The following is a 21,272-nucleotide window of genomic DNA, read 5'->3' as shown; positions in this document are numbered from 1 at the left end:
AATGGAATCTTGGAAGGGTATTGCATAACTTCAACCTCCCACGTGCACCACCGGCCTGCGCCGTGGGTCGGGCTCGGCCTTGCGCAGCACCTCGTGGGTGAGGCTGGGCACATCTCCCTCACCGTAGAGGATGAAGTCGAGGGCCGAGCGAACCAGGGAACGCTCGCTCCACTCGAAGTAGACGTGCGGGAGCTTGCCGGTGGTATCGCGCACATACAGTAGCAAGGCCGCAATAGCGTTGGGGATGGAGGTGCCCTGCACCCGCAACACCCGTTGTTCGCCCACCTCCACCCCATGCACGTAGAGGGTATCGGAAAAGTCGGAGGCGTCGGGGACGGAGACCTCGAGGAAAGCCACCGGATCGCGGGTGGGCAGGTGGGTGCGCCAATACATCCGCTCCCGCTTGTGCGCGTATTCGAAGGGGCTGCCGGAGTCGCGGTGGTTGGCGACCAGGCGGATCTCGCCCAGGGCGAGCTGCCGGAGAATCGCCTCGGCCTCGAGGTCGGCCTGAATCCGCTCGACGCGCAGTTCGGTTGAGCGAAAAACGCGCGAGATCAGCGAGACCACCACAATTGCAGCAATGAAGAGCGCGGCGATCACCAGGCCCTCGGGGTCGGCCAGCACCGTCACGGTGCCGGTGTAAATAAAGACAGCCGTAACCAGCCCGAAACCCAGCGCGGCCCCAAGCTGGCGCTTGGCAAGGGCCGAAAGCATGACCGCGAAGGCCGCCGAGGTCATCAGGGCCAGCACCCCGGTGGCGTAGGCCCCAGCCTGGGCGTCCACATCGGCCTGAAAGATTAGGGTGACCAGCACGCAGACCCCGGTGAAGATGAGCACCAGCGGACGCACCGCCCGGGCCCAGTCGGGCGCCATACCATACCGGGGCAGGAACCGCGGGGTAATGTTGAGCAGTCCGGCCATCGCACTCGCGCCCGCGAACCACAAAATCAGAATGGTGGAGAGGTCGTAGAGGCTGCCAAACCACTCGCCTTGGTCACGGTGGGCCAAGAAGGCCAGGGCCCGCCCGTTGGCTGCGCCGCCCTCCTTGGTCACCTGCACCAGCCGCCCGCCTGGGATGGGGGTGACCGTTACCTCGAGGCGTATCCTTCCCTGGTTCCCGTCGAGCTGAACTACCTCTGAAAAGCTCCCCTTGCGCTCGGGCACCTGGTAGGTGTATACGTCGCCGTTGCCCAGCGGTACGTCTATGGTGCGGGCCTGGCCGCGCAGCTCGCGTTGGGCGGTGGTCTCGGGCCAGAACTCGCTCGGCGGAACCAGCAGGGTGGTCACCAAGGCGCTGCTGAGCAGCATCACGCTCATGATTAAGGCCGCTGTGGTGAGCAGTTTGCGTGAATTGGCAATCCGTCCCACGGGGTACTGGGGCGAATCGCCGGGCCTACCCCGCACCAGCGGCATTACCACCACCCCGGTCTCGAAGCCAGAGAGACCCAGGGCCAGTTTGGGAAAGACCACCAAGGCCGCCACCACCACGGCAGCGGGGGTGGCGTAGTCGAGGGCGATGTGGCCCGTCCACTCGGCCAGAAGGCCAGGGTTCTGTGCGATCAGACCAAGCCCATGACCGATCACCATCAGGTTGAGGCCGATGTAGGCTACCACCAGCACCACCGCGATGCCGATGGCCTCCTTAAAGCCGCGCAAGAAGACCGCGCCTAAAAGCCCCACCAACAAGAGTGTCAGGCCAATCTGGCTGTTCATCCAATCCGGCGCCAGGGGGTTCTCGATGATGTGCTTGGCTGCGTCTGCTGCCGAGAGGGTGATGGTAATGATGAAGCCGGTTGCTACGAAGCCAATTAGGGCCAGTACCACGAACTTACCCGCCCAGCCCTCGAGCAGCCGCACGAGCATCGAGATTGAGCCGTCGCCATGGGGGCTCTCACCAGCAACCCGGCGGTACATGGGAAGAGCCCCAAACAGGGTGAGCAGCACCAGCATCAGGGTGGCAATGGGCGAGAGCGCCCCCGCGGCCAGCGCTGCAATGCCGGGCTGGTAGCCCAGGGTGGAGAAGTAGTCCACCCCGGTCAGGCACATCACCCGCCACCAGGGGTGGGTCGGGTGGGCATTGGTAGGCTGCTTGTAGTAGCCCTCGGAAGGTTTGGGAGCCCCCTCGAGCAGCCAGCGTTGCAAGCGACTGGAAGCAAAGCGGGCAAAGGATTGACGATTCGGCATAGCGAGGTTCCAAAGCGGTTAGGCTGGCCTGGATTATCCGGGGCGAGCTGGAGGGTTGCCTGCCGACCTCGGTTGATTTTTCACTATGCCCGCAAGTTTGTTTTGCGGCTGGACAGCAGCCCGTCTCGGCCTCGGACGAAAGTTTGCCCCATTGCCTCGCGCAACCCACCAACCCTGCCCCAAAGCACCCAACACCGCTTACTCTCCCAGCCGATACCCCATGCCCCGCACCGTCTCGATGACGTTCTCACCGAGGCGTTTGCGGAGGTTCTTGACGTACACATCTATCAGGTTGGAGTCGGCCTCGAAGCCCGGCCCCCAGATGCGCTCGAGGATCTCCTCGCGGGTAAAAACCCGGCCCTTGTTGAGGGCCAACAGTTCCAAGACCTGGTATTCTTTCGCGGTGAGGCGCACCAGCTCGCCCAGCCGCCGTACCTGACGGTGCTCCAGGGCCAGTTCGACCTGGGGTGAAATTTGCAAAACCTGCGGCTTGATCTCTCCACGCCGCCCCAGGGCCTTGAGGCGGGCCACCAGCTCGGCTAGGGCGAAGGGCTTGGGCAGGTAATCGTCACCCCACTCGAGGCCCCGCACCCGGTCAGGCAGGGCCTCGCGGGCGGTAAGGAAAAGGATGGGCTGGTGGAAGCCCGACTCGCGCAAGCCTTGGGCCAGCTCAAAGCCGGCCTCCGGCCCCTCGGGCAGCATCACGTCCAGTAAAAGCAGGTCAAAGGGCTGCTCCCAAACCATTACCTCGGCCTCGGCCCTCGAGCGGGCCAGAGTGGTCTGGAAGCCCTGCGCGCTCAGGCTTTCCTTCAGGGTGAAGCCCAGGTTGGGTTCATCCTCCACAACCAATAAACGCATATACAAGCTTACATCGGAGGCAAGCGGTGAGGTTACTAGATTCATGGCTGCAATGCTACGAGGATCGGCTGAAGCCAGTGTGAAGCATGGCCCAAGCCCCAGATTAAGGAGCTGCGGTGGATGAGGCCGCAGCTCCGAGGGGAGGTTGGGCACGGCAATGGCCTGTGCAAGGGTATGTTGCCTTGCTTGGGTGAAGCGGAAATGAAGCGGTGTGTCAACCAACCACTCTAGGAACCTCAAATCATGGATAGCTTGCGGTCTTGAGGGTCTGGATGGCCCGATATTCCTCCAACAGAGCTAATGGCGTTAGACTGAGCCTAAGGGGCTGTTTGCCTCCCTCGAGGTGTTATGCTAACGTTTCTACTGGCACTCCTGATTGGCGCGACGGCGGGTATCCTATCCGGCTTTTTTGGTATCGGGGGTGGGGTGGTGGTGGTGCCCGCCTTGGTGCTCCTGCTAGGCCTCAGTCAGATCCAGGCCACCGCCACCTCGCTGGCGGCCCTGCTGCTGCCGGTGGGCATTTTGGGCGTGCTCAACTACTACCGGGTGGGGGCGGTCAACCTGCCGGTGGCAGGCCTGTTGGCGTTGGGATTGCTGGTGGGCACCTACTTTGGCTCCCGTATTGCCCTGACCTTACCGGAGGCCGTGCTGCGCCGGGGATTTGCCATCCTGCTGATCCTGATCGCGCTCCAGCTTTTGCTCCGTCGCTAAAGGGATGCTGGCGTTGAGGCCACGGGGCTTTATCGCGGTGGCCTTTATTTTGGCCGCTGGTTCTGGCGGCCAAAACGAGTTCGGTGCAGTTTTTGACTGAAGATTGCTGGGTTCTTTCCGAGAACCGCTCTAAACCCTGAAGAAGATTTTGCGAGCGTAGAACCACCAAAACACCAGCCACCAGGCCAGGATGTAGAGCAGTGTGTACGTCCACCCCCCCACCACCACCCCGCTTTGCGCCACGTGCCAGTTGAGCCAGGCCTGCTGCAAGCTGACTCGCGCTCCGTTCAACGAGACCGTCCAGCCCTGCAACACCCAGACCTTGAACAAAATCGGCAGGATATAGGCCAGCAGCGCGTTCGAGCCAAACACCAGGAACGGGAAGGCCAGCCACTTCCACCTGCCGAGGTCGAACAGCACGTAAAACGCCCCGATCAACAGCGTCGCCAGCCCGGCGCTGAACAGGATGTAAGGCGGTGTCCAGAAAGTTTTGGAGAACGGCACATTCAGGCTCCACAGGTACCCCAGCAGAGTCATCGCACCGCCCAGTAGCAGGAGCTGGGGGAGTGGACGGTGAGCCACCAGGAATTGCCAAAAGCCGGGCGACCGGGGGTATGGAGCCTCGGCAGAGGGGGTTGGCCGCTCACCTTCCCTTGGGTTCTTTCCCCCTGTTTTTAGCATTTGCGCCACAATCGCCCCCAGCAAGGCCAGTGCCGCCGTGGGGATGGTCGAAAGCAGGCCGCGCAGGCCGAGGGGCTCGAGGTAGGTCTTGTTCAGGTGTAGCAACAGGTTGCGGTCTTCCTCGAAGATGCCCGGCCCCGCGCCGGGAATGGGAACAAAGCGGATGGCCGCCCAGTAGCCCACCAGGAGCCCCGCTGCGACTGCCAACAGGAAGGCGGGCCGGGGGGAGATCAGGTAAAAAAGCGCGGCCAGGCAGTAGGCCAGCGCGATGAGCTGCAAGACCCCCAGCGCGAAGACCGGGGTGCGGGCCAGGGCGCTGGTCAGGAAGAGGCCCAGCAAAAAAATCAGGCTCGTGCGCCTGAAGATGCGAGCCAGCCTGCGCCACAGCGAAAGCTTTTGTTTATCGAAGCTCGAGGCCGCATACGGAATGGCTGCTCCCATGCAGAACAAAAACCACGGGAACACCAGATCGGCCAGCGTCACCCCGCCAAAAGGGGCGTGCATGAGTTGGTCGGGCGTGGCATCCTGAAGCGCGAGGTTGTTGACCAAAAGCATCAAGAAAACCGTCAAGCCCCGCAGCCCGTCCAAAGCCAACAGCCGGGCCCCGGCTACCGCCATCTTGCGTTTGGAATCCACCGCCATCGCGGTGCTGGGTTGGGCTACCATAAACACCCCTCTTTTGCGTCCTCCTTGCTTTTTCTCACTCACCAGAACGCAGGCGATACGCCCTACAACCTTTCCTCTGCCTTCGATTTTTCTCTACCCCCTACCTCCGATTTGCCCCCGCAACAGCGCACTAACCGTGCCCAACCGGTAGCCCCCTCGCTCGGCCAACGCCAGAAAGCGCGGCAACACTACGATGGTCTGGAGTACGTTGTCGTGCAGCAGAACGATGCCGCCGGGCCGCAGCCGTTGCAGCAGCCGGGCCTCGAGGGGAGCCTGCCCGAGGTTGTCGAAGTCGCCAGGGTCGTCCGTCCAGAAGACCACCGTCATGTTTAGCCGCCGCATCACCTCGAGCACTGCGGGTGAGAAGCGACCCCCGGGTGGGCGAAAGTAGACGATGGGCTTGCCGGTGATAGCCTCAAGCACCCGGTTGGCCTGGACGATCTCGGCGGTCACGCTGGCCTCGTCAAGCCCGTTGAGGCGGACATGGTGGTAGGTGTGGTTGGCGATCTCGTGCCCCTGCTGCACCATATCCCGTATGAAGTAGGGGTAGGCCTCGGCGTTGCGGCCAATGCAGAAGAAGGTAGCCCGCACACCCGCCCGGCGCAGGGTGTCGAGGAGCAGCGGCGCGAACAGGGGGTGGGGCGCATCGTCGAAGGTCAGGGCCACCACGCGCTGCCTGGGATCGCCGTGGAAGAGACGGTTGCCTACCACCCCGCCCTGCTGGCTGGCCGCGGTCTGCTCGAGCTGCTGGGCGCGGAGCTGGGCCCGGGTGCCCTGGAACTGGGGGGTGAGCTCGAGCTCGTCGGTTACGGGCGCGGGTGGGCCGTAAAAGGCATCTTGCGGTTGGATCCAGAGGTGGTCAAACTGCAAAAAATTGCTCAGGTTCAAGCGCACAAACTCGTTGAGCCTGGCCCTCGAGACCGAAGCAGTAAAACGGGGCAAGGGGCCTCCAAAGCCCGCGTACTCCCTCCGGCTATAAATCGAGACATCCACATAGCTCAGGGAAGGCCGGGCCGCAAAGGTCTCGGCCACCACCCGCTGGGCCTTGGTAAGCATGAAGCTAGGGGTGGTGGAGGCCTCCGGAATCAACACCAGGGCCTCGGCCGCCTCCACAAAACCGTTGGAGGCCCAGACGATCCGCTCCACAAACTGGATGGGCGGGTTGAGCACGATCTGGGGTAGCGCGGGCGCGGGCCGCTGGCCGGGTGCCAACGGCTGCACCTCGCCGGGCGGAATGGCGCGCACCGGCGGTAAGGGCGCTTTGTCGGTCGGCTGGGCCAGCACCAACCCCAATACCAGTGACAGTAAGCATACCCAAGGCCTCATACCTTCTAGCATCACCAGCCAGATGAAGGGGGTCTGAAACAATTGAGACTCCTCCCGAGCAGCGCCAATGTACCTATTCCAACCCTTCATCCCAGATTCACCCCTCCAACCTAGCCTTCTGGTCAGGGGTACTATGGGGCCTATTGTTGGGCTTGGGCGTGCGGGCAGGCATACCTAGGTTGGGTTTCGGCAAATACTATAGGAGCCCCCTGCACGTCTCCATCCAGAGATTGTGCAAACCACCACAACCTCGAGGAACCCTACAACCCTATGAACCTGCGGCTGCGTCTGGCGCTAATCACCTTCAGCCTAACCCTTCTGGGCCTGGGCCTGGGCCTGCTCCTGACCTACCAGATCTTGGAGCGCAGCCGCCTGGCCGACCTCGATCGGGAGCTCGAGCTTCAAGCCAACCTAGTGATGCAAACTGTCCTCAGCAGCCGCCCCTTGCCCGATAACCTGGCTGGGGTGCTCACGCAAGACAACCGCGTCCGGTCGGTACAGGTTTACCGTGGCCTTCAGAAGGTCTGGGAAGGCGGTGCCCTCACTTCCAGTCTGCCCTTCGATGCACGGATGCTGGGGCAGCAAGGCTCCAGCGAGGTGCGGGGGCTCAGGGTGTACACCCTGAGCCAGGGGGATTTAAGCGTGCAGCTCAGCGAACCACTGCAGCTTTTGCGCGAGACTCTCAACCGCTTTGTGGAGGTCGCGCTACCGGTTGCTTTGCTGCTGGCCCTGCTCTCAGCAGGGCTGGCCTATCTAGCCGCCGGGCTGGCGGTGCGGCCCCTCGAGCGCCTCACCCGCGCGGCGGCTCGCTTTGAGCAGGGGGAGCCGGTACCACAGATCTCCGGCCAGGACGAGGTGGCCAGCCTGGCCCGCTCCTTTGCCAGCCTGCTCGACCGGCTCAAGGATCAGCGCGAGCGGGAGCAACAGTTTTTGGCCTACGCGGCGCACGAGCTGCGCACGCCGCTTTCGGCCTTCCGGGCCAGCCTCGAGGCCGCCAAGCTTAAAGGACAGGCAGCCCCCGAGCAGCTTGGCCGCCTACACCGCGAAGCCCTGCGGCTGGAAACCCTGGCCCAGAACCTGCTGGCCCTCTCGCGGGCCGAGAGCGGCGAGGTGCGGGGACAGCCCCTGGATCTGGCCGACCTGGTTTCCGAAGCCTTCGACCGCTTCCAACCGCTGGCCCTGGAACGGGGTCTGGAGCTGGGCCTCGAGGCCCAGCCTGCTCCCACCCATGCCGATCCCCGCCTGCTCGAGCAGGCCCTCAACAACCTGGCGCACAACGCCCTGCGGTATACCCTCAAGGGCTCTGTAACGCTGAGGAGTGGCCTAGATGGCGACTGGGCCTGGCTCGAGGTGGCCGACACCGGCCCTGGCTTCCGCAAGAACGCTCCCGAGGGACTGGGCATGCGGGTAGTACGCTCGGTGGCGCTGGCGCTGGGCGGGCAACTCGATATACAAGAGCACCAAGGTAGTCAGATACGCCTGCGGCTGCCCCGGCACGTGCTCCAGACGAAAGGGTGAACAAGATGTGGCATAAAACCCTGTTGGGCCTTCTGTTCATAAGCCTCGCGGCCACGGCGCACGCCAGCGCACCGGAGGCTGCCTATGCATATGCCTACGGCAGCAAGGCTTTTACCCGCCTCGTTGAGGAATCCTACCGCCTCATCCCTTCTACGGGGCGGGAGTCCTTTTACGCTTGGTTTGAGGGGGCCTATGCTCGCCATGCCAAGCAGGGCCTGCGGCAAAGCCTCGAGGCCCGCCGGCGGGCCTACAGCCGGCTACGGCCCTCCCAAAAAACCGCCTACGAACGACAGAGCGCCATCTGGGCCTATCGCACGGTTAAGGCCCTGATGCCCCGCTTCAGCCTCGAGCGCGGTTACGAGTTTGCCTATGCGGCGCGCAACGGGGAACGGCAGTGCCTGTTGCAGTCGGTGCTCATCGCCGGGATGCTCCAGCGCATCGGTCTGAGGGCGGGCGCGGTGATGGTCTGGAAGAGCCTGCACGGGCAGGTCAGCAACCTCGGACACGTGAGCACTTTGCTGCGCCTTTCCAACGGCCACGACCTGTTGGTTGATGCCTCGGAGCCCGAGCCCTTCCCCGAGCACCAGGGCCTCTTCACCTGGGACGCTGCCGCACGCGATTATCGCTTCCTCGAGCCCCGCTTCGCGACCGACCACGAAATTCAGGCCTATCGCCTGGTCGGCAACGGGCACGAAGCACCGGTGAGCGAGATCGCGCCGCTGGGCCTGCGCTATCTACAGTCGCAGTTCTACTACTACCGGGGCGAACGTGCACCCAACGGATTCATCGGCCCTTCTACGCCTCAAGGCCTGGCGGCCTCGGCTGGCTTTTTGCAGCAGGCCGTGCGCTTAGAGCCGGGCAACCCCCTGGCGGTGTACGTGCTGGGGCTGGTCTACCGCAAGCAGGGGCAGCTCGAGGCCGCCCGCCAGCAAATCCGCGCCGGTTACCAGCTTTATGTGCGCTATGGCTTCATCCCCGACGGCCCCAAGGCCGCCTATACCTGGGCCGGTGAGTGAAGGGTGGGCTACTCACCTCGAGGGCTAAAGAGCTCGTTTTGGCGCACAAAAGCCAGCATGAAGTGTGCGAGCAACTGCATCTGGCTGGTGTGGGCCTGCAGCGCCTCGAGCTTAACCGTACGTTCCTCAGGACTCAGGGGCAGGCGCTGCCAGGGCAGGCCCTTGCCCCGCGGGGCGGGCTCGAGGGGCAGTTGGGGGTGCAAGCCCTTGGGCAAGGGCCACTCCGGCCCACCGTGCACGATCCAGAAGCGCAGCCGCTCGGCCGTGACCTCCTGCTGGGCCAGCAGCCCCACAGCGCGGTGATCGACGTGGGCATCCCTGGGGGAAGGGGCCAGTACCAAAGTGGGCTGCACCTGCTCGAGCACCCGCCGGAAGTCGCGCCGCAGCGCCTCGCCGGTGTAGGGGGCGCCGGGCGAGAGCACACCGGCGTAGGGCACATGGTCAACCTGGGTCAGATGCGAACGATAGGGCGTGCCTTGAGGGTAGCGCTCCAACAGAGCCCAGAGGCCCCGGTCGGGGTAGCCCAAAAAGATCAGGTGATCCTGGGGCACGCCCAGACGGCGGGCGGCCAGGCGGGCCTCGCCCATACGGCGCTGCCCCAGCTCGAGGGAGGCCCGGCCCTGCGGCCTGAGGGTATCCTCCATCAACGCGGCGTCCCACTCGAAGCCGTCCCCGCTGGTGAACCACAGCACCCAGACCTCACCTCCGCGCTTCAGCACCTGCTGGATGGCCCCGGCACAGCACAGGCTCTCATCGTCGGGGTGGGGGGAAAGCACCAGCAGCCGCTCGCCCGCCAGGGTCATCTGGGGCAGGCGGTTCACGGTAAGGCGATAATAGAAGCCGTAGCCCCAGGCAGTGATGGATGGTGCATTGATCACCACCGCCGCCACCAGCAAAGCCACCAACAGCGCATACCGCTTCCTGACCCACCGCTGCATGTGAACCATTATGGAAAGGATTCGTGAAGTCCGCATGGGAGACCTCGAGGCCCTCGGCCACATCGCCTACGCCACCGGCTTTTTCGGCGAGAGCGCCCGGCGCTTCTTCCCCGATGCCACCCTTTTCACCGACCTCTGGGTGCGGCCCTACCTGGGCCCGGCGGGTTGTGGCAATTTTGTAGCGCTTTTAGGGGGCGTGCCGGTGGGCTACATTCTGGGTGCTCGCCTCGGCGCCTACCGCCGTTACTTGCTGCACGCCCTGCCCTGGCTTTGCAGCCGGGCGCTGCGGGGTGATTACCCGCAGTTGTGGCCCTCGCTGGCCTACCTGGGGCGCCTGCTCCGCTACGCCCTACCCCATGCCCCCACCGCCGCCTACCCGGTTCAGTTGCACATCAACCTGCTGCCCGGGGCGCGGGGCCGGGGGCTGGGCCAGGCGCTCTTACGCGCCCACCTCGAGGCCCTGCACCGGCAGGGCCTACCCGGCGTGCAGCTTTCCACCACCCGCGAGAACACCGCAGCGCTACGGCTCTACGAAGGCATGGGTTTTTGGGTCTGGCGCGAGGCCCGCAGCCCCCTGTGGCGCCCCTGGCTGGGCCGCGACGCGGTGCATGTGGTAATGGTCAAGGAGCTGGTATGAACCAAGCGCTGATGCAAGCCCTGGGCGATGGGGTAACGCTGCTGTTCACCGCCCTGCGGGTGGCGGTGGTCTATGTGGGGTTGCTGCTGCTGTTGCGGCTGGCCGGCAAACGCACCCTGGGCCAGATGACCCCCTTCGACCTGCTCACCCTGCTGCTGCTGTCCAACGCGGTGCAGAACGCCATGATCGGCCCCGACAACAGCCTGACCGGCGGCCTGCTGGCCGCGGCCATTCTGCTACTGCTCAACCGTGCGGTAGCCAGCAGCCCCTTGCGCCAGCACCTCGAAGGCCGCCCCACCCTGCTGATCCAGAACGGCCAGATCCTCCACGAGGCTCTGCGGCGCGAGGGGATTCAGCTCGAGGAACTCGAGGCCGCTTTGCGCGAGCACGGGGTAAGCCGAACCGAACAGGTGGCCTCGGCCGTGCTGGAGATCGACGGCACCATCTCGGTGGTACCCTCCCAGGAGCCCATCGTACACAAGGTGCGCCACGTCAAGTCCAGCCGCAACCGCTAGTGGTTTGGTAAGTAAAGGTGGATATACCATGAAGTCCCCCAAACGAAGCGCTCAAAGCAACTCCCGGATGTTAGAGGGGCTCAATCCATCCCAGAAATCACGTCGCCAGAGCACTGGGTATCTCCTCAGCTAAAATGCGAAATACTGTCCCGCAAAACCCGCGGGCAGTTGCGCTAAGCCGCGGGTGCTGTTTTCAATAGTCTCGCAAATCTACCTTGGTGCAACTTATAGTTTCATCTTGCCGGATGCACGGGTTTCACGCTGCTTTCACACTCTGGCTCCAAAGTCTACGTGAGTTCAAGGCATGAAGAGGCAAGTATGTAGGCCAACGGTTTGCGGAAAATAAACTGATGACCGAGGTTTGCAGGAGATAATTTTGGGACGTATCCGGTAGTGGGAACACCAAGGCCAGGGGGCCAAGCACGGGAGCAGGGGTTAGGTATCGAAGGGAGAAGCCGTATGGAAGCTTTTGGTAGACCCGGCATTCCGCCGACCTGGGCCAGCAGTAGAAAAGATCTGGTAAGCACTGCGCTCGGCTCGAGCCGTGTCTGGTTCACGCTGGGCTACGGCATCCTCAATGAGGTGTTCTGGCCTAGCAGCGGGGAGCCGCAAATTCGCGATCTGGGGTTTATCGTGGCTCGAGAAGGCGCATGGTTCGAGGTCAAGCGGGTTAAAAGGTACTCCCTCACTACCCCCCAACCCGACATCCCCTTGGCCCAGGTGGTGCATCAGGGGGAGGGCTATACCCTAACACTGGAATATCTAAGCGACCCCGACCGGGATGTGGTGCTGGTTTACTACCGGCTCGAGGGGGAGGGTTTTCGGCTCTACCCCTTATTGGCTCCCCACCTAAGGGGCTCCGGCCACAACAACACTGTATGGGTGGGCGAGGATGCTCTATACGCTCGTAAGGAATGGACCGCGCTGGCCCTTGTCTCGCAGGTTCCTTTTGTCCGGTCAAGTGCAGGGTATGTGGGAGCCTCAGACGGCTGGCAAGACTTCCACCGTCATGGAGCCATGACCTGGACCTTCAGCCACGCCGAGGGAGGCAACGTGGCCCTGATGGGTGAGCTACCCTGTGGAGAAGGAGTGATAGCGTTGGGGTTTGCCGAGACGCCCCAGGGTGCTCGAACCCTAGCCGCCGCAAGTCTGGCCGAGGGATTCACCTCTATACGCGAGCGCTTTCTATCCCTCTGGCAAAGCTGGATCAAAAACCTGCGGATTCCCGCCTCAGAACCCCTCTTGGAGCGGGAGGGTCGTGTATCGGCCATGGTGCTAAAAGTGCACGAGGACAGAACCTTCCCCGGCGCGGTGGTGGCTAGCCTTTCAACCCCCTGGGGCTTTGCTCAAGACGATCCTGGCGGCTACCACTTGGTCTGGCCCCGCGACGCGGTAGAGGTTGGGCTGGCCCTGCTGGCAGCAGGTCAGACTGAGGACGCTCGGCGGATGCTGGCCTACCTGATTGCGGTTCAGCGGCAGGACGGAGGCTGGTCACAGAACTTCTTTCCCGACGGAACGCCCTACTGGCGAGGGATACAGTTGGATGAGGTGGCTTTCCCCGTGCTCCTGGCCTGTAAGCTGGCTGCCGAAAAGCATCTAGGCGATCTGGCGCTTCTGGCTACGCGGATGGTGCGTAAAGCCCTGGCCTACATCGCCCAAAATGGTCCACAAAGTCCACAAGACCGCTGGGAGGAGAACGCTGGAGCCAGCCCGTTCACCCTGGCAATCCTGGTCACAGCCCTGGTTGCGGGGGCTAAACAGGGGTTTCTCGAGGAGCCCGACCGAAGCTATGCCCTTTCGCTGGCTGACAACTGGAATGCCCGCATCGAGGAGTGGACTTATGTCGAGAATACCGAGCTCGATGGTCAGTATGGCATCCGGGGCCATTATGTTCGCATCACCCCATCGGGTCAGGTAGCAGCGCGTGGCAGTTTGGTGGTGCAGAATCGTCAGGGAGAGGAGATGCCCATTCGCAATCTGCTTGGCCTCGAGTTCCTCTACCTAGTACGCCTAGGGCTCCGCCGCGCTGATGATCCCCGCATTCGCGACACCCTCAAGCTGGTGGATGCACTGCTCCGGGTGGAAACCCCTAGCGGCTCCTTTTACCGCCGCTACAACGAGGATGGTTATGGTGAGCACCCCGACGGTACTCCCTTCAACGGCTGGGGAGTTGGGCGGGCCTGGCCGCTGCTGGCGGGTGAACGGGGACATTATGCTGTACTGGCCGGAGAAGACCCCTTGCCCTATCTGCGCGCAATGGCTAGGGCTACCAGTCCAGGCGGTCTGATACCAGAACAGGTTTGGGATGCCCAACCTATTCCATCAAGGGGCCTTTACCCAGGGCAGCCCAGCGGCAGCGCAATGCCCTTGGTGTGGGCGCACGCGGAGTTCACCAAGCTGCTCTTGGCGATGCACAACCAGCTACCCTGCGAGTGCTTGCCCGTGGTAACTGAACGCTACCGCCAGCCTGCTGCGCCTGGAGTGTGGCACTGGCGCAGCAACGCGCCCCTGGAACGCCTACCCACACCGAGCGACCTCCTGATCGAGGATAACCGGCCTTTTACCCTGTATCTGGGGTTTGAGGGCTGGCAGGATACCCACGAACGCCAGGCGCTACCCCTGGGTCTTGGCATCTACGGTGTGCGTTTGGAACGAGCGTTGCTGCAAAAGTACTCTACCCTCGAGTTCACCCGCCGGTTTGATACAAGCTGGGAAAGTCGGGACTACCGCGTGATTCTCTGAGTCCACCTGCGGGATTGCTTATCTTTGACAGTCCGACCTAGTTCGCAAAGCAGGTCGGTTCATTTGTGCAGATGAAACCACTGACGCCACGCCGCTTCTGGCTTAGTGCTCCGGTAACTTAATTCCTGGGATGGATCGGGCTCCCCTAATATCTGAGAGTTGCTTTGAGCGCTTCATTTTGGGAACTTCACTGCATATCAATCTTTAACTTACCAAACCACTTAGTGCTCCGCTTTTCCTAAGGCAACGACTTCAGTAGCCTCTTTACAACCTAATACCAACGCATAGCCGGTCTGATCCAGAAAACCGCATTTTGGACAGGATTTTCGCTCAACTCAGGTAATACCAGTTCTGTCTATGAACGACCCCAAAGGGCGGTTCGTGATCCTTCGAGCTAATCACTGCGCCCAAAAGTTTCTTGATATAGCGCGGCTTGCATTATTGGCTGCTCTTGGACGGTTTTACACTGACCACCGTACCGGGCCCCACCTGGTTCAGCGCAAACCAACCCTGCCCCACCTCGAGCACCTGCCGGTAGACCACCCCCGGCGCATAGCTGCGGCAGCTTTTGCCTGGGGGGGGCGTGGGGCAGGGCTCGATGTCCAGAATGGCCAGAATGGTGCCACGGCTATCCAGAAAAGCCACCGAGACGGGCTTCTCGAGGCCCATTCCCGTCCAAGCCTGGTCTCGGGGTTCCAAAAAGCTATACAGAAGGCCCTGGTGGGCTTTTCGGGCTAACAGGTCGAGCGCCCTGGGGTTGGAGAGCCTGTACACCGGCAGTTCCACCATTCCCTTGGGGCTCGCAATGCTCACCACCGCGCTGGGCATGGGCGGGATGCGCCGCTCTTGCGGACGGTTCAGAATCTGTCCGGCCCAGAAATAGCCCGTGGTGGACAACGCCACCGCCAGGGCAATGAGCCCCAGACCATAGCCGCGCAGACGTCCAGAGCGGTTCATGGGTTGCTTACCACTTCAATCTCGAACAAGAAGGGCCAGAGCTTGCCGGTGACGAAGATGCGCCGGTTCTGACTGTCGTAGGCGATGCCGTTGAGCACCGCGTCGGGGTTGGGATTCCGGGCCTGGGCCAAGAGTGCAAGCCCGCTCAGGTCGAGCCAGGCTTCCACGTTGCCGCTCTGGGGGTTGATGATGGCGATGCGGCTGGTCTGCCAGACATTGGCCCAGATGCGGCCCTGGATGTACTCGAGCTCGTTAAGCCGCTGCACCGGCTGTCCAGCCGCCCGCACCACCAGGGTGCGCTCGGGCCGGAGGGTGCGGGGGTTCAGGAAAAACAACTGGGCCGAGCCGTCCGACATAATGAGGCGCTGGCCGTCGTGGGTGAGGCCCCAGCCCTCGGTCTGGTAGGTAAAGCGCCCCACCGGGTTGAAGTTCCGGTCGTAGATAAAGCCCTCCTGGTTCTGCCAGGTGAGCTGATAGAAGCGGTTCTGGAAGAGGGTAATCCCCTCGCCAAAGTATTTCTGCGGCAAAGCCCGGCTTTGCAACACCCGTCCGGTCTTGAGCTCCACCTTGCGCAGGCTGGACTGGCCATAAAGCCCGGTGCCTTCGTACAAAAAGCCGTCGTGGTAGATGAGCCCCTGGGTAAAGGCCTGGGGGTCGTGGGGGTAGGTGTTGACGACGCGGAAGCCCCAGACCGGCACCGAGGGCTGGGCCAGGGCCAGGGCCAGCAGGGCCAAAAGGGCAAAGAACGCTCGAGCCACGCCCTTTACCTTACCGCAAGGCCCCCAAGATGAATGAGACCGGGGTCAAGGCCTGGCCTCCAGGAGCAGGCTTTCCAGATATCCCCGCAACTGGGCTTGCAGGGCCTCGAGGGGCTGGGTTGCATCCAGTACCACAAAGCGTTCGGGTTCGGCCTGGGCCAGCTCGAGGTAGCCCTGCCGCACCCGCCGGTGAAACTCGAGCGGCTCACGCTCGAGGCGGTCGCGTCCTTCGAACCGCTCCAGACCCACCTCCGGCGGCAAGTCGAACAAAAAAGTCTTGTGGGGCCGGATACCCTGCGTCGCCCCCTGGGCCACGGCCCGCAGCCAGCCCAGGTCCAGCCCCCGCCCGTAGCCCTGGTAGGCCAGGGAGGAGTCCAGCCAGCGGTCGCACAGCACCACCTGGCCTTGCTGCAGGGCTGGCCGGATCAGGGTTTGCATATGCTCGGCGCGGTCGGCGGAGTAGAGCAGGTACTCGGCCTCGGCGCACATCTGGCCCTGGTGCAGCAACAGGTGGCGAATTTCTTGCCCCAGTTGCGTGCCGCCGGGCTCGCGGGTCAGCACCACCTCGCGCCCCTGCCCACGCAGCCACTCCGCCAGCAGCCGGGCCTGGGTGGACTTGCCAGCCCCCTCGGGGCCTTCAAAGGTGAAGAAGAAACCCTTCATAGCAAGAAAGGTTGCTCAACACGATTTAGTGGGTGAAACCCAAATTCACTCAAGAGATGTGAGGGTAAAGGAAGGCGTTCTAGAGCTCGAGGTTCCGCCTTCAGAGCTCCGCCCCCATAGGATTTGCTCACCCAGGCCAAGTTTTCAAGTGTTTCAGGATGATTAAGTAATTGCCACAGTCTGTTAACAAAATCCCGATCAGACAAGCTGGGGTAAATGGCCAAAAATCCTGTGAGGGGTAGCACTCCTGCTGTATTCAAAATAAAGCGCTGGGAACGCCGTCCAAGGTATGCGAATAGTAAAGGGGGAATAGCTCTGGTTTCCATCCGATACCAAGGACGCCGAGTTGAAATAAGTGGACGTGAGGGCAATCCTTGTTGTACGCCGTTCTCTAGATAAGAACGCACTGCTTTGGGAAACTGCTCAATTGGGCTACCGTCTAACGATAAAAGCCATACTGGACGCCCGGAACGACGAATCTTTTCAAAAAGATCTTCATCCAGAATATTCCCAGGTACATCCCTCACTTTAGCGATAGCCGCCCGTACGTATTGCCAAGGTATCTCTAGGTTTTGCACTTGTTCGTTGCTCAGCAAGAAAAAATGGTTGGCTCCTGTTGCAATACCCCGCATAACTTTAGCTAGATCACCAAGTGTGGTCTGCTGCTCTTTTTCTACCGAACTGGGACGAGATAAACCCGTTCGAATAGCCTCGTCTAGGTTTCGAATATGTATCTCTAAACCTGGCACAGTATGGGTGAAGCCAGATTGAATCCAGTGCATAAGGCCATCACCTCTATGAAAACAACGTGCCCAAAATAACGAATCTTTAGGCCGTACATTACGGAAAAGCAAAATTAGTGGATTGGTGTCCACTCCATCAAAAGGATTTGCCTCTGGCGCAAAAGTCACCACAGCTTCAAGGTGATACCTACGGCTTATCCAAGCCCATAAACCATTGGCAAAAACACCCTCACACACATCGGCAGGAACAATAATTGCCAGCCTACCACCGGGCTCGAGAAGTGTTAGCAAACGGAGCAAAAAGTAAACATGAAGTCCAGCTCTTGCATCTAGAGCATATCCGGTCAATTGCCTAGCCCAAGAATTGAGATGCTGTTTGACTTGGCTTTCTAGGCGATGGTGGCGAATGTAAGGTGGGTTCGCAACAATCGCCGATTGTAGGTGATCGGGTGGATGGTCAAAGAAATTCGCATTTTGTATTTGGCTTAGGTCTGAATCACTCAACCCTTTGTTACGCGCATCCACAAGCGCCTCAGCATCGAGTTCGTAGCCCAAAAAGCGCACCCTCGAGCCAAGTCTTCGTGCTGCTCTAAAAAAAGCTCCATTACCCACAGCGGGGTCAAAAAGCGCATTGCTCTCATTTTGTAAAACATAAGCCACCATCGCTTGGGCTACCCAATCAGGTGTCCAGAACTGCCCCTTGCGGCGCAACTCTTCACGTCTTGAGCCTCTTGGCAAAATTTGCATCAACTTCTCTCCAAAACAAGTTTGTCCAATATCTCTAAAGCCCCGGACTCAATATTCAGACTCCCTCCACTAAAACGCACAAATGGAAGAATATGACCATTTTTGTCTACAATATAATCTGCTCGGAGTGTTGGCTCAGTGCCAGCCCTGCCTACCAGGTAGGTATATTGATAGTAGACCTTATATATGCGTTTTGTTGTAGTAGCTCCGCTTGGCGCTTGAAAGGTTTGTTCGCTTGGAAGGATAGCTCCATCAGAAATCAACTCCTCGATTCTATCCAAAGAAATCCCAAAAGACATATCAAAAAATACGTGCCATATTTGAATGGGTAACCTATTTTGATGCTGCCAGTCGAGCAAGGGACGGCGATCTTCATCTTTGATAATAATTGTCGGCACTACAGCACTTTTAGCCAGACCCAGCTTGCCATTCAAGCGTTTTTGTGGCTTCAACACACTGCCATAACCTGGCATTTGCTGAGCTTTCCATAAGCTGTTCTCACACTCGATAGCTACTATTGCGCCAGCCAGCAATTCTTGCATTTGCTTTTCATTTTCAGGTAGGAAGGGTAGATTGGCCAGTCCACCTAGGTTTTCTATCAATTTATTCGCAGTCTCCTGAAACGATTTTGGGAATATTAGTAAGTCAGGCCGCTTGAGTTTACCTAAACCCGCCGCCTCCAAACGTTCGAAGTAAAGCTCAAAAGCCCGAACATCACCGGTCGGGGCAACTCCACTGGGGCCGTAGGGAATCGCAAAATAGGACGAACTTTGATTCACAGCTTCCAGAAGGCGTTGCTCGCTCCAAACCCCCTGCGACCAGCGCATCAAAAAGTCGCTGCCTCGTAATCTTCGAGGGTTAAGCCAAAACTCCAACCAAGCAATGGGCGCAAATCGCAACTCCAACTCAAGCGTTTCTTCTCCAACCAATAGAATGCGTTCAAATGCGTGCATTACTTTTACTATAACCCGGTCGGATGCTCAATAAACACCCAGGGCAGGCCAAATTCCCGCTCCAGCCTGGCGGCCAGGGCCTTGACCCCGAAGGTCTCGCTGTCGTAGTGGCCGGCGTAAATCACGTTCAGGCCCAGCTCGAAGGGCTCGTGGTAGTGGGCGTGGGCAGGCTCGCCGGTGATGAAGAGGTCACAGCCCAGGGCCTTGGCCAGCCCCACATCCCCCGCCCCACCCCCCGAGACAATGCCCACCCGGCGCACCGCCTCCAAGCCGGCCCGCACCACCAGGGGCTGCATGCCAGTTAGCTCGCCAATGCGGTCTTCCACCAGGGCCAGCAGCGCTGGCTCGGCAAACTGGCCGATGTAGCCGATGTTGCCGTACTTGGGGTGCGGGAAGTGCTCCAGGCTTTGCAGCCCCAGCTCGCGGGCTAGCACGGCGTTATTGCCCACCTCGGGGTGGGCGTCGAGGGGAAGATGGGCCGTGTAGAGGCTGATGCCCGCCGAGAAAAGCCGCTCGAGGCGCTTCTTCTGATACCCCACAATGGCGAAAGGCTGCCCCCAGAAGAGACCGTGGTGGGTAATGAGAAAATCCACCCCGGCTTCGGCGGCTTTATCGAAGATAGCCTGGGCTGCGTCCACCGCGGCCCCCACCCGACGCACCTCCGCCCGGCCTTCCACCTGCAAACCGTTGAGTGAGGGGTCTTTGAACTCCCGAATTTTTAAGTACTCATCCAGCCAGCGAACCAGATCATCGCGCCGCATGGCCTCAGTCTACCGGTTGCGCCGCCAGGGCCTTGCGCACCTCGTCCACCTCGTTCCAGGGGATGGCCTCCGTACCCCGCTCGAGCGTCCGCTCATGGCCCTTGCCGCTAAATAGCAGGGTATCGCCCGGCTGGGCTTCCCGGATGGCGTAGCGGATGGCCTCGCGCCGGTCGGGGATGAGCAGGTACCGGCGGGGATCGCCGTGGGCCTGGGCCATGGTCTCCAAAATGGCCTCCAGCGGCTCGGTGCGGTGGTCTTCCTCGGTAAAGATGGCGAGATCGGCCAGCCGCGCCGCCACCTGGCCGATGCCCACGCGCCGGCTGGGATCCTGATTCCCGGCGGCCCCGACCACCACCACCAGGCGGCCCTGGGTGGTGGGGCGCAGGGTCTGGAGGGCGGCCTCGAGGCTGGCCCCGGTATGGGCGAAGTCCACCACCACCCGAAAGGGCTCGCTCTGCACAAGCTGCATCCGGCCCGGCACGCCGGGAAAACCAGCCAAGCCCTCCTGGATTTGCTCCACCGAGAGGCCCACCTGCGCAGCAGCAGCCATGGCGGCCAGGGCGTTCTCGGCATTGAAGCGACCCACCATGGGAAGCTGTACGGCAAACCGGCCGATGGGCGAGGCCACCTCGAACTCGAGGCCCGTACTGCTTTCCACCAGGTTGTGGGCCTGCCAGTCCCCTTGCTGGCCGAAGCTCCAGGTCTGGGGGCGGCCCAGCAGGGTTTGGGTCCAGGGGTTGTCGCTATTCACGACGGCGAACCTCGAGCGCTCCAGGAGCTTCTTTTTCTCGGCAAAGTAGTTCTCCATGCTCCCGTGCAGGTCGAGGTGGTCTTCATAGAGGTTGGTAAACACCCCCACCCGATACTCCAGCCCCCGCACCCGCTCCAGCGCCAGCGCGTGGCTGCTCACCTCGAGCACCGCCTGCCGGCAGCCCGCCTGCACGAAGCGGTGCAGCATCTCCTGTACCTGCGGGGCCTCGGGGGTGGTGAAGTGGCCGGGCAAAAAAAGCTCTTCTTGGCCAATTTTGATGCCCACCGTGGAGAGCCTGCCCACCGGCGGACGGGCCCTTTGCAACAGGTGATGGAGCAGCACCGCAACGGTGGTTTTGCCTTTGGAGCCGGTCACCCCCAGCAGCTCTAGCCGTTGCGCCGGATACCCCCGGAACGCCGCCGACAGATCGGCCAGGGCCGCGCGCGCATCCGCCACCCGCAGGTAGGGCACGTTCAGGTGCAGCTCGCGCATCCCCACCACCGCCACCGCCCCGTTCTGGATGGCCTGGGGGATGTAGTCGTGCCCATCGAAAGGCTTGCGGCTCGGCAGGGGCACGCCGGGGATCGCCACGAAGACAAAACCCGGCTGTACCAGGCGCGAGTCGTGGGTCACGCCCCGCACCTCCAGGGCCGGGGCGGTCTGTTCGAATAGTCCAAATAGCTCTCGCAGGGTTGGCATCCAGGCCGCTCCGTTAGACTTGATTTTTGGGCCCCTCGAGCCGCTCGACCGCCCCCCCGGCCTCGGCCCAGGCCTTGAAGCCGCCCTCGATGTGGCAGACCGGCTCCAATCCCATCCGCTGCACGGTCTGGGCTGCCAGGGCCGAGCGCCAGCCCCCCGCGCAGTAAAACACGAACTTTTTACCCGAGGCGAAGATGGGCTTGTGGTAGGGGCTTTCGGGGTCTATCCAAAACTCCAGCATGCCCCTGGGGGCGTGAAAAGCGCTGGGGATTTTACCCTCGCGCTGGAGTTCGCGAATGTCCCTCAAGTCCACAAACACGTAGTCGGGGTGGCCCAGGTAGCCTTTGGCCTCCTCCACCGAGATGGTCTTGATCTCGGCCAGGGCCTGCTCGAGCAGCTTTTTATAGCCGACCTTCATTGCCATGCCTCAATTTACTCATCCGAGCGG

19 protein-coding genes are annotated in these 21,272 nt (G+C 61.6%); 6 read left to right on the top strand and 13 right to left on the bottom strand.

The genetic code is table 11. The features are described 5' to 3' along the window. Window positions 1-30: 30 nt before the first annotated feature. Both WKI89_RS07355 and WKI89_RS07350 read right to left on the bottom strand, forming a co-directional pair. Window positions 31-2,184: an APC family permease gene (locus tag WKI89_RS07355; RefSeq protein ID WP_337868525.1), complete on the bottom strand. Its 2,154-nt coding sequence runs from the start codon at window positions 2,182-2,184 to the stop codon at window positions 31-33. A 198-nt stretch (window positions 2,185-2,382) separates the two neighbouring features. Next, window positions 2,383-3,042 carry a response regulator transcription factor gene (locus WKI89_RS07350; RefSeq protein ID WP_337868524.1) on the bottom strand — a complete coding sequence of 220 codons (660 nt, stop codon included), beginning with the start codon at window positions 3,040-3,042 and terminating at the stop codon, window positions 2,383-2,385. Window positions 3,043-3,390: 348 nt separating this feature from the next. Between WKI89_RS07350 and WKI89_RS07345 the strand changes: the two genes are divergently transcribed. After that, the gene (locus tag WKI89_RS07345; protein WP_337868523.1) at window positions 3,391-3,753 is read left to right on the top strand and encodes a TSUP family transporter; all 363 of its coding nucleotides are present in this window, start codon (window positions 3,391-3,393) and stop codon (window positions 3,751-3,753) included. A gap of 129 nt (window positions 3,754-3,882) precedes the next feature. On the opposite strand, the gene WKI89_RS07340 is transcribed toward WKI89_RS07345, so the two are convergent. Together WKI89_RS07340 and WKI89_RS07335 are read right to left on the bottom strand one after the other, a co-directional pair. After that, window positions 3,883-5,100 carry a DUF5009 domain-containing protein gene (locus WKI89_RS07340; RefSeq protein WP_337868522.1) on the bottom strand — a complete coding sequence of 406 codons (1,218 nt, stop codon included), beginning with the start codon at window positions 5,098-5,100 and terminating at the stop codon, window positions 3,883-3,885. 93 nt (window positions 5,101-5,193) lie between these two features. Continuing rightward, complete coding sequence (locus WKI89_RS07335) at window positions 5,194-6,426, bottom strand: polysaccharide deacetylase family protein (RefSeq protein ID WP_337868521.1); 1,233 nt, start codon at window positions 6,424-6,426, stop codon at window positions 5,194-5,196. 270 nt (window positions 6,427-6,696) lie between these two features. Between WKI89_RS07335 and WKI89_RS07330 the strand changes: the two genes are divergently transcribed. Further along, complete coding sequence (locus WKI89_RS07330; protein WP_337868520.1) at window positions 6,697-7,944, top strand: HAMP domain-containing sensor histidine kinase; 1,248 nt, start codon at window positions 6,697-6,699, stop codon at window positions 7,942-7,944. Window positions 7,945-7,949: 5 nt separating this feature from the next. Then, window positions 7,950-8,960: a tetratricopeptide repeat protein gene (locus tag WKI89_RS07325; protein ID WP_337868519.1), complete on the top strand. Its 1,011-nt coding sequence runs from the start codon at window positions 7,950-7,952 to the stop codon at window positions 8,958-8,960. A gap of 8 nt (window positions 8,961-8,968) precedes the next feature. On the opposite strand, the gene WKI89_RS07320 is transcribed toward WKI89_RS07325, so the two are convergent. Continuing rightward, window positions 8,969-9,898, bottom strand: a complete 930-nt coding sequence (locus tag WKI89_RS07320) for a PIG-L family deacetylase (protein WP_337868518.1) — start codon at window positions 9,896-9,898, stop codon at window positions 8,969-8,971. Between the two features lie 10 nt (window positions 9,899-9,908). On the opposite strand from WKI89_RS07320, the gene WKI89_RS07315 reads away from it, so the two are divergent. The 3 genes from WKI89_RS07315 to WKI89_RS07305 all read left to right on the top strand — a co-directional run bounded on the left by WKI89_RS07315 (window position 9,909) and on the right by WKI89_RS07305 (window position 13,792). Further along, window positions 9,909-10,535, top strand: coding sequence for a GNAT family N-acetyltransferase (locus tag WKI89_RS07315; RefSeq protein WP_337868517.1), 627 nt, complete (start codon window positions 9,909-9,911; stop codon window positions 10,533-10,535). Continuing rightward, complete coding sequence (locus tag WKI89_RS07310) at window positions 10,532-11,050, top strand: YetF domain-containing protein (RefSeq protein WP_337868516.1); 519 nt, start codon at window positions 10,532-10,534, stop codon at window positions 11,048-11,050. The genes WKI89_RS07315 and WKI89_RS07310 overlap by 4 nt, the downstream gene beginning before the upstream one ends. A gap of 459 nt (window positions 11,051-11,509) precedes the next feature. Beyond that, entirely contained in the window at window positions 11,510-13,792 is a 2,283-nt protein-coding gene (locus WKI89_RS07305; RefSeq protein WP_337868515.1) for a glycoside hydrolase family 15 protein, read from the top strand. A gap of 438 nt (window positions 13,793-14,230) precedes the next feature. Here WKI89_RS07305 and WKI89_RS07300 read toward each other — a convergent pair whose 3' ends face one another. Genes WKI89_RS07300 through WKI89_RS07265 form a run of 8 tightly spaced genes read right to left on the bottom strand, consistent with a single transcriptional unit; the run spans window position 14,231 to window position 21,248 of the window. Next, window positions 14,231-14,749 carry a DUF192 domain-containing protein gene (locus tag WKI89_RS07300; RefSeq protein ID WP_337868514.1) on the bottom strand — a complete coding sequence of 173 codons (519 nt, stop codon included), beginning with the start codon at window positions 14,747-14,749 and terminating at the stop codon, window positions 14,231-14,233. Continuing rightward, entirely contained in the window at window positions 14,746-15,507 is a 762-nt protein-coding gene (locus WKI89_RS07295; RefSeq protein ID WP_337868513.1) for a glutaminyl-peptide cyclotransferase, read from the bottom strand. Before WKI89_RS07295 ends, WKI89_RS07300 begins: the two co-directional genes overlap by 4 nt. A 45-nt stretch (window positions 15,508-15,552) precedes the next feature. Beyond that, the gene (tmk, locus tag WKI89_RS07290) at window positions 15,553-16,170 is read right to left on the bottom strand and encodes a dTMP kinase (protein ID WP_337868512.1); all 618 of its coding nucleotides are present in this window, start codon (window positions 16,168-16,170) and stop codon (window positions 15,553-15,555) included. Beyond that, the gene (locus WKI89_RS07285) at window positions 16,167-17,660 is read right to left on the bottom strand and encodes an N-6 DNA methylase (protein ID WP_337868590.1); all 1,494 of its coding nucleotides are present in this window, start codon (window positions 17,658-17,660) and stop codon (window positions 16,167-16,169) included. Before WKI89_RS07285 ends, tmk begins: the two co-directional genes overlap by 4 nt. After that, complete coding sequence (locus WKI89_RS07280) at window positions 17,660-18,613, bottom strand: AccI family restriction endonuclease (protein WP_337868511.1); 954 nt, start codon at window positions 18,611-18,613, stop codon at window positions 17,660-17,662. The genes WKI89_RS07285 and WKI89_RS07280 overlap by 1 nt, the downstream gene beginning before the upstream one ends. 8 nt (window positions 18,614-18,621) lie before the next feature. Further along, window positions 18,622-19,374, bottom strand: coding sequence for a Nif3-like dinuclear metal center hexameric protein (locus WKI89_RS07275; protein ID WP_337868510.1), 753 nt, complete (start codon window positions 19,372-19,374; stop codon window positions 18,622-18,624). Window positions 19,375-19,378: 4 nt separating this feature from the next. Continuing rightward, a complete protein-coding gene (locus tag WKI89_RS07270) occupies window positions 19,379-20,824 on the bottom strand; it encodes a UDP-N-acetylmuramoyl-L-alanyl-D-glutamate--2,6-diaminopimelate ligase (RefSeq protein ID WP_337868509.1) in 1,446 nt (481 codons plus the stop codon). Window positions 20,825-20,837: 13 nt separating this feature from the next. Next, window positions 20,838-21,248, bottom strand: a complete 411-nt coding sequence (locus WKI89_RS07265; RefSeq protein ID WP_337868508.1) for a rhodanese-like domain-containing protein — start codon at window positions 21,246-21,248, stop codon at window positions 20,838-20,840. Window positions 21,249-21,272 lie beyond the last annotated feature (24 nt).

The organism is Meiothermus sp. (genome assembly GCF_037443965.1).
Taxonomy (GTDB): Bacteria; Deinococcota; Deinococci; order Deinococcales; family Thermaceae; genus Meiothermus.
Note: the sequence above shows the minus strand (reverse complement) of the source record. Positions and strands in the feature narration are given on the sequence as shown.